The sequence below is a fragment of the Dysgonomonas sp. GY617 genome, assembly GCF_015233815.1.
In the GTDB taxonomy this organism is placed as follows: Bacteria; Bacteroidota; Bacteroidia; order Bacteroidales; family Dysgonomonadaceae; genus Dysgonomonas_A.
This window is the reverse complement of the sequence record NZ_JADCLR010000007.1, coordinates 111,886-128,543: the sequence shown is the minus strand read 5'-3', so window position 1 is coordinate 128,543 and position 16,658 is coordinate 111,886. Positions and strand designations below refer to the sequence as shown.

At 34.8% G+C, this 16,658-nt stretch carries 13 protein-coding genes; 9 read left to right on the top strand and 4 right to left on the bottom strand.

What is annotated here, in order from left to right:
* Nucleotides 1–153: 153 nt before the first annotated feature.
* The 3 genes from IR022_RS07675 to IR022_RS07665 all read left to right on the top strand — a co-directional run bounded on the left by IR022_RS07675 (nt 154) and on the right by IR022_RS07665 (nt 1,808).
* Complete coding sequence (locus tag IR022_RS07675; RefSeq protein WP_050709377.1) at nt 154–735, top strand: 50S ribosomal protein L25/general stress protein Ctc; 582 nt, start codon at nt 154–156, stop codon at nt 733–735.
* A 16-nt stretch (nt 736–751) separates the two neighbouring features.
* Nucleotides 752–1,315, top strand: coding sequence for an aminoacyl-tRNA hydrolase (pth, locus tag IR022_RS07670; protein WP_194203274.1), 564 nt, complete (start codon nt 752–754; stop codon nt 1,313–1,315).
* A gap of 70 nt (nt 1,316–1,385) precedes the next feature.
* Nucleotides 1,386–1,808, top strand: coding sequence for an RNA-binding S4 domain-containing protein (locus tag IR022_RS07665; RefSeq protein ID WP_194203273.1), 423 nt, complete (start codon nt 1,386–1,388; stop codon nt 1,806–1,808).
* A gap of 172 nt (nt 1,809–1,980) precedes the next feature.
* Here the strand turns inward: IR022_RS07665 and yidC are convergent, their stop codons facing one another.
* From yidC to IR022_RS07645, 4 genes are all read right to left on the bottom strand, one after another.
* Complete coding sequence (yidC, locus tag IR022_RS07660; protein WP_194203272.1) at nt 1,981–3,942, bottom strand: membrane protein insertase YidC; 1,962 nt, start codon at nt 3,940–3,942, stop codon at nt 1,981–1,983.
* A gap of 137 nt (nt 3,943–4,079) precedes the next feature.
* A complete protein-coding gene (locus IR022_RS07655) occupies nt 4,080–5,690 on the bottom strand; it encodes a CTP synthase (RefSeq protein ID WP_194203271.1) in 1,611 nt (536 codons plus the stop codon).
* A 140-nt stretch (nt 5,691–5,830) separates the two neighbouring features.
* Entirely contained in the window at nt 5,831–6,385 is a 555-nt protein-coding gene (locus IR022_RS07650) for a hypothetical protein (RefSeq protein ID WP_194203270.1), read from the bottom strand.
* 229 nt (nt 6,386–6,614) lie between these two features.
* On the bottom strand, nt 6,615–9,152 hold the full coding sequence (locus IR022_RS07645; RefSeq protein WP_050709299.1) for an ATP-dependent Clp protease ATP-binding subunit: 2,538 nt from the start codon (nt 9,150–9,152) through the stop codon (nt 6,615–6,617).
* Between the two features lie 363 nt (nt 9,153–9,515).
* Between IR022_RS07645 and IR022_RS07640 the strand changes: the two genes are divergently transcribed.
* From IR022_RS07640 to IR022_RS07615, 6 genes are all read left to right on the top strand, one after another.
* Complete coding sequence (locus IR022_RS07640) at nt 9,516–11,063, top strand: peptide MFS transporter (protein WP_194203269.1); 1,548 nt, start codon at nt 9,516–9,518, stop codon at nt 11,061–11,063.
* 35 nt (nt 11,064–11,098) lie between these two features.
* Nucleotides 11,099–12,505, top strand: coding sequence for a peptide MFS transporter (locus tag IR022_RS07635; RefSeq protein ID WP_194203268.1), 1,407 nt, complete (start codon nt 11,099–11,101; stop codon nt 12,503–12,505).
* 248 nt (nt 12,506–12,753) lie between these two features.
* Nucleotides 12,754–13,194, top strand: a complete 441-nt coding sequence (locus tag IR022_RS07630; RefSeq protein ID WP_194203267.1) for a YbaN family protein — start codon at nt 12,754–12,756, stop codon at nt 13,192–13,194.
* A gap of 121 nt (nt 13,195–13,315) precedes the next feature.
* Nucleotides 13,316–13,618: a DUF3467 domain-containing protein gene (locus tag IR022_RS07625; protein ID WP_050708613.1), complete on the top strand. Its 303-nt coding sequence runs from the start codon at nt 13,316–13,318 to the stop codon at nt 13,616–13,618.
* 247 nt (nt 13,619–13,865) lie between these two features.
* A complete protein-coding gene (locus IR022_RS07620) occupies nt 13,866–15,413 on the top strand; it encodes a cytochrome ubiquinol oxidase subunit I (protein WP_194203266.1) in 1,548 nt (515 codons plus the stop codon).
* A gap of 35 nt (nt 15,414–15,448) precedes the next feature.
* Nucleotides 15,449–16,612, top strand: coding sequence for a cytochrome d ubiquinol oxidase subunit II (locus IR022_RS07615; protein ID WP_194203265.1), 1,164 nt, complete (start codon nt 15,449–15,451; stop codon nt 16,610–16,612).
* The last annotated feature ends 46 nt before the right edge of the window (nt 16,613–16,658 follow it).

The window sequence follows — 16,658 nt, the reverse complement described above, 5'->3', positions numbered from 1 at the left end:
CATTTATGATACTTCTTATTTGTAAATAAGGCGGTTATTGTATTTGTTCTTAATAAATAATCAATTATCTTTGCAGTCGCTTTTCTGTAAAGCCCGTGTGATGGGGATAAGGAAGCAATCCTTAATTTGAGTAACACAATTTAAAATTAAAAAATGAAAACATTTGAACTAAAAGGATCACTAAGAACTGATCTAGGAAAAAAAGCTACTAAAGCTTTTCGTAAACAAGATGCTATACCAGCAGTAATCTATGGTGGAGAGAATTCAACTGAAGCAATTCACTTTAGTGTACAAGTTAGCGATGTACGTAAATTGATTTACACTCCTGAGATTTTCTTGGTAGACCTTTCTCTTGACGGAAAAGCGTACAAAGCAATTCTTAAAGACATCCAAGTACATCCAGTGACAGATGCAATTCTTCACTTAGACTTTCTTCACGTATTCGAAAACCAACCAATCGTAATCGACGTTCCTGTTGTATTAGATGGTTTGGCTGAAGGTGTGAAAGCTGGGGGTAAGTTGTCACTTGATAGCCGTAAATTGAAAGTAAAAGCTCTTTACACTCAAGTTCCTGAGAAATTGCACATAAACATTGAGCACTTAGCTTTAGGAAAATCAGTACAAGTTGGAGAATTAAACTTCGACGGATTAGAATTATTAAATGCAAAGAATGCGGTTGTATGTCGCGTTCAATTGACTCGTGCTGCAAGAGGTCTTGCTGCTAAAGGCAAATAATAAAATAATCTATTTAATGAAATACTTGATTGCCGGTTTGGGTAATATTGGTAGCGAATACCACTATACCCGCCACAATATAGGATTCAGAGTATTGGACGCTTTAGCTAAAGCGTCCAATATTGTTTTTACGGATAGACGATACGGAGAAACTTCGGAATTGAAAGTCAAAGGTAAAACTCTTATACTGCTGAAACCTTCTACTTATATGAATTTGAGCGGTAATGCTATCCGTTATTGGATGCAAGCCGAAAAAATACCTGTAGAAAATCTATTGGTAATTGTTGATGATTTAGCTTTACCTTTCGGTTCTCTTCGTTTGAAAGGGAAGGGGAGTGATGCAGGTCATAATGGCTTAAAAAGCATTCAATCAATACTTGGTACACAAAACTATGCACGTTTACGTTTTGGGATTGGGAATGATTTTCCTAAAGGTGGACAGGTAGATTATGTCCTAGGTCAGTTTGATGATGAAGAAGAAAAGGTATTGCCCGAGCGTTTCGAAATGTGTGAAGATATTATTAAAAGTTTTTGTTTGGCAGGATTACAAAATACGATGAATCAATTTAATAATAAATAAGATCATCGGTCTGTTTTATTATTAGTAAGTATTCTATTTGTATCGCTGAACTACATTTATAGCTAGAGTTATGAAAGAAGAAAAAACTGAAGTTAGAATTGATAAGTGGTTATGGGCTGTTCGTCTTTTTAAGACACGAACCCTAGCTGTTGAAGCCTGTAAAAAAGGGCGTATAATGATTCAGGGAACCAATATAAAGCCTTCAAGAATGATTAGGGTAGGTGATGTTGTACAAATAAAGAAACCTCCTATAACCTATTCTTTTAAAGTTTTAGATTTAAGCGAAAAACGTATGGGTGCAAAACTTGTACCTCAATTTATGGAAGATGCTACTCCTCAGTCTGAATATGAAATTTTAGAGCTAAGCAAAGTTAGTGGATTCATAGATAGAGATAGAGGTGCTGGTCGTCCAACTAAAAAAGACCGTCGTGATTTAGATGATTTCATTGACGATTCATTCTTTGATGAATGGGATCTTGATTCGGATGAATAAAATAGGAATTAGAATATACTAAATACGAAAAGCGAGAATTATAATACATATAATTCTCGCTTTTTTTATGAAGAGTCTTATTTTAAAGCCAGTTATTATTAAATAGGATATTCTGATAAAAAAAGCGAAGCTATATTTATAGCTTCGCTTTCTTGTATATATAAAGTAAGAATTACTTTTTCTTCTTTTTGTTTTGTCCTTTACCTTGTTGCTGTTGTACACGTTGAGCTTGTTCAGCTTGCTCTTGTAGACGAGACATAAATCCTTTTTTCTTAGGCTTCTTCTTATTCTCTTCTAGTTTAGCTAATACTTTTTCTTCATCGATGAAGTAACGACAAGCTAATGTTATTAATATTGTCATCAATGTTGACAAGAAGTAATAATAAGTAAGTCCTGAAGGATAGTTATTCAATACAAAGAAGAATACAATAGGCATTAACATCATCATCCACTTCATACCCGGCATTTGTTGTTGTCCGGTATTTGTAGCATCCATATTGAATTTTGTATAAACAATATTAGTAACAGTCATCAGAATACAGAATAAACTAATATGGTTACCTAGCCAAGATGAGATATAAGGGATGTTTGTATTCCATTCGATTATTGCATCATATGTAGAAAGATCATCAGCCCATAGGAAACTTTGTTGACGCAGTTCTATTAATGATGGGAAGAATGAGAAGAGAGCCAATAATATAGGCATTTGTAGAAGCATAGGTATACAACCACTCATCGGGTTAACTCCCGCCTGACTATATAGTGCCATTACTGCTTTTTGTCTCTCCATCGCTTTCTCTTGACCTGGATATTTTTCGTTTAATTCGTCTACCTGAGGTTTTAGAACTCTCATCTTGGCAGAAGACATAAACGATTTATATGTCAATGGAGATATAATCAATTTAACGATTAGTGTCAATAATAGTATTACTAATCCCATTTGCATTCCTGTAGAAGCTAGCAGGTTGAATAATGGAATTATAAAGTACTGATTAATAATACGGAATAAAGTCCATCCAAGTGGGATTAATTTATCTAAATCTAATTGTTGTAAAGCATCTTTTTGACCATCATCGTAGCCTTTCAGCATGTAATAATCTAATGGTCCAAGGAAGTATCTGAATCCACCTCTAAGTGTACCTGTGTTGTCTACTACTGGCTTAAAGTATAGAGTTGCTTCTACATCTTTCAGGTAATCTGGCGACTGAAGTACTTTAGAGTGTAAAGAGGGAGATGTAAATTCGTTGTCAGCAATTAAAGTAGTTGCGAAAAATTGATTCTTAAAGGCAACCCATCTGGCTCCTGTTGGAATTTCTTTATTGTCATTGCTGCTTTCGCTCAATTCTTCAAAGCTGCCATCAGTTCCTTTATAGTGTACACGAGTGTATCTTTGTTCGTTCTTTTCGCTTTTCTCTTGTCTGTGCAACTTTTGAGTCCAATTAAGTTTAAACTTTTCAAGACAATCTACACTTAGAATATTTTGCATACCTACAACAGCAATGTCAAATTTCATCATATAGCTGTCAGCAGCAAGCGAATATATGAAATCAATATACTCTGTGTCAGTATAATTCATACGCATTACAAGTGTCTGATTAGCATCAGAAGAACTTTTAATAGGTGTGAATAATGCTTTGTCGGTATTTAACGCAACTCCTTGTTTATTTACCAATTGTAGAGACAGATTTGCATCTGCATTAAAAAGGTAAAGCGAATCTCCGTTATATTTCTTGAAATCTTTTAGTTGAGCACTAAGCATTTGTCCACCCTTAGTGGTGAAATCTATCTTAATTATCTCATTTTCTAAAGAGATTATTTGTTCTTTAGGCTGATCAGATGTGATCTGAGGTTGTAGCGAGTTTAAAGAATCCGCAGAGTTACTTACTAAGGAATCTTGCTTTACCGAATTACCGGCGGTAAAAAAATCTGTTACGGGAGATTGTTTTTCTTTAGCAGGTTGTTGTGCGTCTGCTGTGGCAATATCTTCAGCTACCTGACTTCTCTGAACATTAGAGATCGAATCTTTTTTTCGGTTTTCTCTTTCAATTTCTTCTTGACTCGGCCTTGTAAGGAACGTAAATCCCATGACGATAGCAACTATCAGAACTAAGCCAATACCTGTATTTTTATCCATTCTTAATTAATCTGTAGATTTATATAATTATTATGCAGAATAATTGTTATTAAACACAGTAAGTCATTACTGTTATATTATTAAGCTATAAGTAACTTTTACTAATATATTATCAAGTGGAAAATAGATCAATGATCTTATTTTCTATTTTTAATTACAGCTTTTACAAAGCTCATAAATAAAGCATTGGGCGATAATACCGTACTGTTGTATTCTGGATGGAATTGTACTCCAATGAACCATTTTAGACCAGGTATTTCTACAACCTCAACTAGGTCAGTCTCAGGATTTATTCCTGTGCATTTCATGCCTGCATTTTCAAATTGCTTACGATATTCACTATTGAATTCGAAGCGATGACGATGACGTTCTTGTATAAGGGTTTTGCCATATGCTTCGTGCACTAGTGAACCTTTCTTCAGGGTGCATTTGTATGCTCCTAATCTCATCGATCCACCCATATTGGTAATGTTCTTTTGCTCTTCCATCAAGTCAATTACCTTATAAGGAGTATGAGTGTTCATTTCTGTTGAATTTGCATCCTCTAGTCCTAAGACATTACGAGCATATTCAATTACCATACATTGCATACCCAAACATATACCAAATGTTGGCATATCGTTTTCGCGAGCATATTTTAAAGCAACAAATTTGCCTTCTATACCTCTCTGCCCAAATCCAGGAGCAATAATGATGCCATCTAGCGCAGCTAGTTTGTCTGCCACATTATCATCGGTAATTTTGTCAGAGTGTATAAATTGAAGATCGAGTTTGTGATCGTTATATATGGCTGCTTGTAACAGTGATTCATTGATCGATTTGTAAGCATCATGTAATTCTACATATTTACCTACAATACCAATTCTGATTGTTTCCTTCGCATTTTTCTTTTTATCAAGAAAATCTCTCCATGGTTTCAGTTCTGGTTTTGGACCTACTGCTATTCCCATCTTACGAAGAACGATTTCATCCATTCCTTGTTCCTGCATTTTAATCGGAACCTCGTATATAGTTGGTACGTCAATAGATTGCATTACTGCATCAGGCTCTACATTGCAGAACAAGGCAACTTTCTTAAGGATGTCTTTGCTTAGAGAACGCTCTGTACGTAATACTAGCATGTCAGGTTGTACACCCGACGATTGTAAGCTCTTAACGGAATGTTGGGTTGGTTTTGTTTTAACTTCACCAGCGGCCGCTATATAAGGAACGTAAGTAAGGTGCACGCAACAACAGTGCTTACTGCCTAATTCCCATCTTAATTGTCTTACACTTTCTATGAATGGTAGAGATTCTATGTCTCCAACTGTTCCGCCTATTTCAGTAATTACAAAATCATAGTCATACTTAGCTCCGAGAAGCTTGATGTTTCTACGTATTTCGTCTGTAATATGAGGTACAATCTGAACCGTTTTACCTAAGTAATCTCCTTTACGTTCTTTATTTATCACATTTTGATAAATGCGTCCCGTAGTTATATTATTGTCTTTATGAGTGGGTTCATTCAAAAAACGTTCATAATGACCTAGATCTAAATCGGCTTCATGCCCATCTACAGTCACATAACACTCTCCATGTTCGTATGGATTCAGTGTCCCCGGATCAATATTAATATAGGGGTCCAATTTTTGAATTGTAACCTTATAACCTCTAGCCTGCAATAGTTTACCTAATGAAGATGCTATTATACCTTTTCCTAAAGAGGAGATCACTCCTCCCGTTACGAAAATATACTTTGTATCAGCCACGTCTGTATATTGTTTTAAAATGTTCCTAATACGAAAACGCAAAAGTACAAAAAATATCGATAGTACCGATGATTTATCAGAACCTTATTTTATAAAAAACTCCCTTTTGATATTATTCAAAAGGGAGTTTTTTATAAAATTTACAGAGATATATAATTTTTTCTTTTAGGGTTATAATATGCTGTATCTTCATCTATTTGTGGCATGGAGCCTCTATTGAAAAGATAATCTCGTAAAGCGTATAAGGATGTATAGAATGTCCTGTTTTCCGTAGATTGGAAATACTCGACCTTATCTTCTACAATTTTTATTCCTAATATGAATCCTTCATTCAAAATCAATTGATTTTTGTTTGTCTGTTTTTTATTCAGAAATAATATCCTTTGTTGATCCTTTCCTTGCATGTCTCCTTCTATAAAAATAGGTACCTCAGCCATGTGTGTACTATTTTTACTATAAGGGTTTTCCTGATATTTATATTCATAAACAGGATATCGAGTGTTTATACGAATAAGAGGATCTGAGGAATTGATCACCATGAATGATGAATTATCCACGTAGTACCCTTCTACAGCTATGCATATATTGTTTTTGGTTGAGGATAGAATTTCTGGTAATGATTGTTCGCAATAGTCTTGTCCAGAAGCAATTATTCTATAAAGGAAAAAGAAAGATAACCATACTATTTTCAACATAATTCTTAGAGGAGATTTTAATAAATTAAGGTAAATAGAAAATTCTAGTAAAAGTACTTTGATACTCTTGTAGATATTATTAACAAGCGGATACGATGTATTGTTTATGGTAAATAAGTTTTAACAGGTATCGATGTCTTACTTTTGCTGAAACGGGTATGAGATTGATGAAAAAAGGAGCTTCTGTATATCAGAAACTCCTTTTTTGTTATGTTTTGTAACTTTATTATTATACGGTTACTTCTTTCTTTTTCGGTTCAACTTTTAGCTTTTCGGCTTCTTTGTCTAATATTGCCTCAATAACATCTCCTTGTTGAAGTGCGCCTGACAATATTAGTTCGGCTATTTCGTCTTCAAGGTATGTTTGGATGGCACGTTTAAGAGGTCTAGCTCCAAATTGTGCATCATATCCCTTTTCAGCAATAAAGTCTTTAGCTTCAGTTGTTACTTCAAGAGTATATCCTAATGCAGAGATTCGTTTATAGAAGTCTGACATATCAATATCGATAATCTTGTTGATTGATTCTTTATTAAGTTGGTCGAATATCACAATATCATCAATACGATTGATAAACTCAGGTGAGAACGATTTATTCAAAGCTTTTTGAAGAATGCCTCGTGAGTATTCGTTATTTATATCACCTTGAACTGCTCCTGCACTAAATCCAACTCCTTTTCCAAAGTCTTTTAGTTGACGTGTTCCCACATTCGATGTCATTATCAGAATAGTATTCTTAAAGTCTACCTTGTGGCCTAAACTGTCCGTTAAGTGACCTTCGTCAAGAACTTGCAACAATAGGTTAAATACATCAGGGTGAGCTTTTTCGATTTCATCCAGAAGAATAACAGAGTAAGGTTTGCGACGAACTTTTTCGGTCATCAATCCACCTTCTTCATAACCTACGTATCCGGGAGGCGCTCCGACTAAACGAGATACGTTGAATTTCTCCATGTATTCGCTCATATCTATACGTATCAAAGCATCGGCAGAATCGAATAGTTGTTCTGCTATTTTTTTAGCTAAGTGAGTTTTACCTACGCCTGTTGGTCCAAGGAACATAAATGTACCAATTGGTTTATTGGGGTCTTTTAGTCCTACACGGTTACGTTGTATGGCTTTTACTATCTTATCAATAGCATTGTCTTGCCCAACAACTACAGACTTAAGTGTTCCCTTCATTCCCAATAGCTTCAAACCTTCAGCTTCGGCTATTCGTTGTACAGGTATTCCCGATATCATAGAAACAACTTCCGCTACTTTCTCATCATCTACAATTTGTGGTTGTTCTTTCAGCTGCTTTTCCCAATTAGACTCTTCTTGTTCTAATTGAAGAAGCAATTGACGTTGTTTGTCTCTAAAACTTGCAGCAAGTTCATATTTTTGAGCTTTTACTGCGTTTGTTTTTTGATCTACCACATCTTTCAGTTCGTTTTCGATTTCCTCAATAACGGGAGGTACATTTATATTGGCTAAATGCATTCTCGAACCTGCTTCATCTAAAGCGTCAATCGCTTTATCAGGAAAGTTACGATCGGTTATATAACGGTCTGTCAATTTGACGCACGCTTCTAAAGCTTCATCTGTATATTTTACATTGTGATGTTCTTCGTATTTTTCCTTGATGTTTCTTAAGATTTGGAGAGTTTCTTCGGCAGTGGTAGGTTCTACCATTACTTTTTGGAAACGTCTTTCCAAAGCACCATCTTTTTCGATGTTCTTTCTGTATTCATCCAAAGTTGTAGCACCAATACATTGTATTTCACCTCTAGCTAAAGCGGGTTTCAACATGTTGGCAGCATCAAGCGAACCTGTAGCTCCTCCTGCTCCTACAATAGTATGAATTTCATCTATAAACAGAATGATATTCGGATTTTTAGAAAGCTCGTTCAAAATAGCTTTGATACGCTCTTCGAACTGTCCTCTATATTTAGTGCCTGCTACCACCGAAGCCATATCTAATGATATTACTCGCTTGTCGAATAATACACGTGATACTTTTTTCTGAGTGATACGCAAAGCTAACCCTTCTACTATTGCCGATTTACCAACACCGGGTTCTCCTATTAATATAGGATTGTTTTTTTTACGACGACTTAATATTTGAGCCAGTCTTTCGATCTCTTTATCTCTACCTACAATAGGGTCAAGTTTGTTTTCGAGAGCTGCTTTAGTCATATCAGAACCAAAGTTATCTAATACAGGTGTATCAGAAGACTGACGTGGTTGTTGTGTATTTACGTTTTGATATGATGCTCCTTCTGCCGATTCGTCTTCATCATCATCAGTAAAATCTGCTCCCATTTTAGGAGACAAATCATTATCTAAGTTTCCGTCTAAATTCTTTATATACATAAATGCTCCTGCGTAATTAAAGTTCTGATTTTCTAAAACTCTGGCAGCAATGTTGTCACTGTCTTTTAATATGGCAAGAAGTAAATGTTCCGAATCGGTCTCTTTACTCTTGGTCAATCGAGCTTCTAGTATACTAAGTTTAAGTACCTTTTCAGTCCCTTTGGTTAATACAATTTCACTGTTATTACTTGCAGACATATCTTGTTGTTCTAATATATGTCTGTCGATATCTATTTTTAGATCATCCAAATCTATTCCTGAGTCACTTAATGCCTGTATGGCCAATCCTTCCCCATTTCTAAGAATACCAAGCATCAAATGTTCAGGTCCCAGATGTGAGTTTTGGAGACGTCCGGCTTCTTCACGGCTATAGTTCATGATCTTGCGAACTCTTTGTGAGAAATTATTTTCCATAATCTTTTTACCTTTATTCGATGTTTTCTACTATCTACACTTTATACTAGTATTCAACTAGTGCTTGTAGTATTGACTTCCTTTATTATCAAACAAAAATGATGCCATAAAGTTTATTTGTCCGATAACTGCTTTTATTTTGATTTTTTTAAGTAATTCTTCATATATGGCTCTAAATCTAAGGTAAAGATATAATTCTTTTGAATACTATATGTTTATAATAAATTAAAAGAATGAATCATAAATACAAAGTATTAGCTTCCTGACTATAAATCGTTAAATAGTATAATACCCGTCAAAATGAGACTGAATACAATTATTTTTTTTACTTTTGTCATATAAATAAGCATTTATTATTAGATAATGAAATCATCTGAACCAGAGCTCGGTCGGTCTGAGCTATCAAACAACTCTAATCCCGATGGAAAATCGGCAGCATTAACCTTAGAGCAAATTCAAAATTTTGAGGGTAAGTATCCTAAACAACTGTGGTATTTATTTACTGTGGAGATGTGGGAGCGTTTCTGCTTCTATGGAATGCGTGGTATTCTTACCATTTTCATGGTCGATCAATTGGCACTTCATGCTAAGGAAGCCAATCTTAAATACGGAGCAATACAGGCATTTGTATATGCTTTTACTTTTTTAGGAGGTATTTTTGCCGATAAGATATTGGGTTTTAAGAAATCGTTGACATTTGGAGCAATAATGATGATCGTAGGTAATCTATTAATAGCAATAGCACCTCACGATCTTTTTTATATAGGTATTACACTTTCTGTGGTAGGTACAGGGTTCTTTAAACCGAATATATCTTCGATGGTTGGTTACTTATATAAAGACGGCGATGTTAGGAAAGAAGCCGGATTCAGTATGTTCTACTCTGGTATAAATGTAGGTGCGTTTTTTGGAGGAGCAATTTGTGTTTGGTTAGGAAAAGGATATTCATGGAGTTATGCCTTTTTGGCGGCGGGAGCTGTAATGGTTCTGGGATTGATCACATTTACGCTAACTAAAAAGCATCTTGGTCCTATTGGAGATAGTCCATTACTGGATTTAGCTCCTGGGAAAAGAAAACTAAGAGAGTTATATGTTTATATTATAGCATTGCTAACTATTCCGTTGATTTATATAATGATTCAGGATACTCAGTATACAGATCTTTTTATGTATATAATAGGTCCTGCAGCTTTATTTTATTTCTTCTATCAACTGTTTAAAACAACAACAAAGGAAGCTCGAAAGAAGCTTATAGCAGCATTGATATTAATTCTTTTATCTATTGTGTTTTTTGCATTTTTCGAACAAGCAGGAGGTTCTTTAGCTCTTTTTGCAAACGAAAATTTGCGTACTTCTCTAGCTTTTTTCCATATTGATCCCAATATTGTAAATAATGGTGCAAATGCACTCTTCGTTATTTTATTTAGTCCTTTATTAGGTTTATTGTGGGTCTGGCTGAATAAGAAAAAGATTGAGCCAAATACAGTAGTTAAATTTGGAATAAGCTTTTTACTTTTAGGAGGGTCATTCTTTATATTATATGGCACACGTCTGTTTGCTGATGAAAGCGGGCAAACATCTCTGAATATATTTGCAAGTGCATATTTTGTTATGACATTAGCCGAATTGTGTTTGTCTCCAATTGGTTTATCTATGATAACGAGCTTATCGCCTAAACATCTATCAGGAATGATGATGGGTTTATGGTTCTTAGCTAGTGCTTATGGACAATATTTGGCAGGTATTATAGGTGCAGGAATATCTAATCCTAATGAACATGCTTCGCTAATGGAAAAACTACTTTCTTACACCGGAGGATATCAACAATTAGCAATTTATGCTGTAATTGTAGGTATTATTGTTTTGATTGTTTCTCCGATTATCAGGAAGTTAATGCAAGAAGTGAAATAAAAGAACATATTATAAATTAAGAGAATTTTTAAGTTATGACTGAAACTAAGTTACCTTCTAATGCTACCGTATTTGGGCATCCTGTAGGATTATACCTCTTGTTTTTTACAGAACTATGGGAGCGTTTTTCTTATTATGGAATGCGTGGTATATTAATGCTGTATCTTACAAAAACCGCCATAGAGGGAGGTATCGGATTCGATGAATCTTTTGCCGGACTGATTTATGGAGGATTTACAGGATTAGTCTATTTTACGCCTTTGATAGGAGGGTGGCTTGCCGATAAATATCTAGGACAAAGAAAGGCTATTACTATCGGTGGTTTTACTATGTTTCTTGGTCAGTTAGTTCTATTTTTGCTCCACAGTAAATTTGGACTTTTCTCGGGATTACTTTTATTAATTATAGGTAATGGTTTCTTTAAACCCAATATATCGACATTAGTAGGAGGTTTGTATAAACCTGGTGATGCAAAGCGTGACTCTGCATTTTCTATTTTCTATATGGGTATTAATATCGGTGCCTTTTTTGCACCACTTGTAGTTGGTCTGCTGGCTAATGATTGGTTTGCTGTAAAAGACTTGGCAACAGGTAAGATTATAAGCCATGGTTATAGCTACGGATTCTTAGCTGCTGCTATTGGTATGCTTATAGGGCAACTTTTGTTCAATACATTATCTAAAAGGTATTTGGGAGATCTGGGTTTAAAACCTGTGGGTGATGTGCTAGAAAAAGAAGCGATAAATGAGTTGGAGCAGGTTGTTGAGCATAAAGCAGCTCCTCTTACTCCTCAAGATAAGCAAAGAACTATTGCCATATTTATTTATTTCTTTTTTGCTATATTTTTCTTTGCAGGCTTTGAGCAGGCAGGTTCTTCATTTACATTGTATACCGAAAAATTCTTGGATAGGAATGTAGGTGGTTTTATGATACCAACCGAGTGGTTTCAATCTATAAATCCTTTATTTATAGTATTGTTAACTCCTGTGTTTGCGATGTTTTGGCCTTCGAAAAGCGGTCAGAAGATAACTACTCCCGTGAAAATGGGTTCGGGGCTTATGCTTCTAGGTATAGGTTTCTTATTTATGGTAGGAGCTACGCATCAACGAGGAGGCGATATTGCTGATACTGCTGTAAAAGCTAGCATGTGGTGGATTGTCTTTACATATTTATTGCATACGATTGGTGAGTTGTGTTTATCTCCAGTTGGTTTATCGACTGTGACAAAATTAGCACCTCCAAAACTAGCATCTCTTTTAATGGGTGTATGGTTGCTATCTTCATTCTTCGGAAACTTGATGGGAGGATGGATTTCGTCCATAACCAGCTCTTTGGGTGCAGGCTCTGTTTATCAGGTATTAGCAATAGGTGCTATTGTTTGTGGTGCAGGATTGATATGTCTGAATAAAATACTTCTGCGAATGATGCATGGAGTAAGATAATATAATAATGTTTTTTATAAAAACCTCTTTAGAAGTATATCTGAAGAGGTTTTTTTTGTTCATAAAAGATTTAACATGTTCTGATGCCTATTGCAGAGAAGAATTGATATTTTTGTAGTTAATGTGGAAATTATAAATAATCTATAGCTTCTTAAGTTCCAGTTTATTAGATTACTTCAATAAATACAAGAGGTAAAGGTAGTTATGATTCTAAATTATAAGGTCAATAAAAATATAGTTAATCAGCAATGAAAAAGTATACATTTATTACTCTAGGTACTATAAGCTTAATTCTAGGCTTACTAGGGTTGTTTACTCCCGGCTTGCCTACAACCCCATTCATATTGTTAACAGGAGCTTTGTATGCCAAAAGTTCCCCACAATTATATAAACGTTTGGAGGAAAATAAACTTACAGGTAAGTATCTCAAACGGATGGAAACAGGTTTGAGTTGGAAAGTAAGGCTTCTCTCTATTTGTTTTATGTGGTGTATGGTCTGTGTAACAGCTTTTTTAGTGTTCGATGCAGATAGTAAAATGCGATATGTAATGCTTGGATTGGGTGTTGTAGGTACAGTTGCTCAACTGATTGCTTTACGAAAAAGAAAACCAAAGATAGAATTGCAAGAGATACAACAAGTTATAGAAACTTCAGAAGATATAGATTCTGTTGATGTATCATATAAATAACTTATAATCATATATGGTAAAATGCCTCTAAAAATTTTGCCGTTATGTTAGTTTTAATTTTCTTTGTGTAAGGTATGTTAACAAGACTATAACATAATACAAAAATTCACTACAACAAAAAATGAAAGAAATGAATCAAGAAAATCAAATACAAATTGAATTGACCGAAGATGTAGCACAAGGTACATATGCTAACTTGGCTATAATAACACATTCTTCATCTGAATTTGTTCTTGATTTTATTAGAATAGTTCCCGGTGTTCCAAAAGCAAAAGTTAAGTCTAGAGTAATCTTAGCACCAGAACATGCAAAAAGACTTATGTTAGCATTGAATGATAATATCAATCAATACGAAAGGCTTCATGGAGCAATTGACATTGAAAATCCGGTAGGAGATTTTACTCCCGTCGGAGGTGATGCTTAATTATAAGAGAGTCCTTAGATCTGATTATATATCGCTTCGTATGATTATTGATGTATCAAAGAGATAAAAAGTTCTGTAGCTCTGGTTAATAAATTTGCTTATAGCTTATATTGCCAGAGCCTCAATTTTTCATGTAAAGTTAGTATGTTTTGTAATAGATATTTAACAGCTGATTATATGCATGGATAATTGATTCTAAGGGGAATAAAAGAGTAATAAAATATGAATAACTAAATATGTCTATCTTATGGAATTATTAAACGCATCATTAGTTGATTGGTCTAGAGGTCAGTTTGCTCTGACTGCTATGTATCATTGGTTGTTTGTTCCATTGACATTAGGACTTGGTGTAATAATGGCTATTATGGAAACAGCCTATGTACGTACAGGTAATGAGCAATGGAAGAAAACAGCAAAATTTTGGATGAATATTTTCGGAGTAAACTTTGCAATTGGTGTTGCAACAGGTCTGATTATGGAATTTCAATTTGGAACAAACTGGTCTAATTACAGTTGGTTTGTTGGTGATATTTTTGGTGCCCCCCTAGCAATAGAAGGTATGTTGGCTTTCTTTATGGAAGCTACATTTATTTCTATTATGTTTTTTGGTTGGACAAGGGTTAGCAAGAAAATGCACTTGGCTTCTACTTGGTTGGTTGTATTAGGTGCAACTTTATCTGCTCTTTGGATTCTGGTGGCTAATGCATGGATGCAATACCCCATAGGAATGGAGTTTAATCCTGATACTGTAAGAAATGAAATGACTGATTTTTGGGCTGTGGCATTATCGCCTGTAGCTATTAATAAATTCTTTCATACTGTAGTTTCGTCATGGATTTTGGGTGCTGCATTTGTTGCAGGTGTTGCAGCTTGGTACATGCTTAAGAATAGAGAGCCTGAGTTTTCGAGACAAAGTATGAAGGTTGCTTCAATCTTTGGTTTAGTAGCTGTTTTATTGACTGCTATGACTGGTGACGGATCTGCTCATCAGGTGGCTCAAAAACAACCTATGAAATTGGCTGCAATGGAAGGTCTTTATGAAGGTCAGAACGGAGCAGGACTTATTGCTGTTGGATTACTTAATCCTGAAAAGAAATCATACAAGGATGATGTAGATCCTTATATCTTTAAAGTAGAAATACCTAACGCTTTGGCTCTATTAGGATATAGAGATATGGATGCTTTTGTACCAGGTATAAAAGATATTATTGAAGGAGGTTACACAACTACTACTGGTGAGGTGGCGTTATCTTTTGAAGAAAAACAAGAGCGAGGAAAACAAGCCATACAAGCATTAGCTGATTACAGAACAGCTAAGAAAGAAAATAACGAAACAGCTGCAGAAGAGTATAAAGCTAAATTGAAAGAAAATTATCCATATTTTGGTTATGGTTATTTAGATACTCCAGAGCAATTAGTACCTAATATTCCGATGGTGTTTTGGGCATTCCACATCATGGTATATATTGGAGGATTCTTTGTTGCATTTTTTGCTGTACTTTGGTTTTTTAGTTATAAAAAGAAACTTGAAAATACCAAATGGTTATTATGGCTGTCAATATTATCAGTGCCATTAGCGTATATATGTACTCAGGCAGGATGGATAGTGGCTGAAGTTGGTCGTCAACCTTGGACTATACAAGATGTATTGCCAGTGCAAGCTGCCATATCGGCATTGAGTGTAAACTCGGTAATTACTACCTTTATAGTATTCGCAGTGTTGTTTACAGCACTATTGATTGCTGAAATTCGTATCATGTTGAATCAAATTAAAAAGGGACCGAAAGCTGATTAAGCTGAGATTCTATTTAATTTATAAAATATAACACTATGATTGATTATTCATTTTTACAACATTACTGGTGGTTTATCATAAGCTTACTGGCGGGACTTTTAGCATTCTTATTATTTGTTCAAGGTGGACAATCGATGTTTTTCTCCTTATCTAAGACAGATCAACACCGTTTCCTATTAGTTAATGCGTTAGGGCGTAAATGGGAATATACTTTTACAACATTGGTAACATTTGGAGGTGCATTTTTCGCATCATTCCCTCTGTTCTATTCAACAAGCTTTGGTGGAGCATATTGGGTTTGGATGTTGATATTGCTTTGTTTTGTAATTCAAGCAGTGTCTTACGAGTATCAATCGAAACCGGGGAATACTTGGGGAAGAACTACTTATCAGTCATTCCTTTTTATTAATGGTTTGTTTGGAACTTTCTTGTTAGGTGTGGCAATTGCTACATTCTTTACAGGTTCGGACTTCCTTGTGAATAAAGGTAATATAACAATTATGGGAGGCGAAACTGCTACGGGATTGGTAATCAGTCAATGGCAAAATCCTTTTCATGGTCTTGAGGCTCTACTTAATTTTAGAAACTGGACTTTAGGACTTGCTGTATTCTTCTTGGCAAGAACTTTAGCTTGTTTATTCTTTATTAATAGACTGGCAGATCAGGATTTGGTGGCTCGTTCTCGCAAATTCTTATTATACAATGCTCTTCCTTTTGTTGTGTTCTTTTTAGCTTTTGTTATCTGGACATTCTTATCGAAAGGTTTTGCAGTAGACCCTGCTACTCAAATTGTAAGTTTAGTAGATTACAAGTATTTCTTTAATCTAATAGAAATGCCTGTTATAGCTATATTCTTTTTGCTGGGTGTAGTATTGGTGCTGTTTGGTATTATCCGTTCATTAATTTCTAGCACATATACTAGTGGTATATGGTTTAGTGGTTTGGGTACTGTAGTTACTGTATGTACTCTATTGCTACTTGCTGGATATAACAATACTGCTTATTATCCATCAACTGCCGATTTACAAAGTTCTCTTACCATTCAGAATTCATCATCAAGTGAATTTACTTTGGTAGCTATGTCATACGCTTCTATATTAGTTCCTTTTGTATTAGCTTATATTATATATGCATGGGGTTCTCTTGAGAAAAAGAAATTTAAAGGTGAAGATTTAAAAGAAGACGGTCACGTTTATTAAGTAATCATCATTTATTGATAACTAAAAAAGGAGAACATTTAATGTT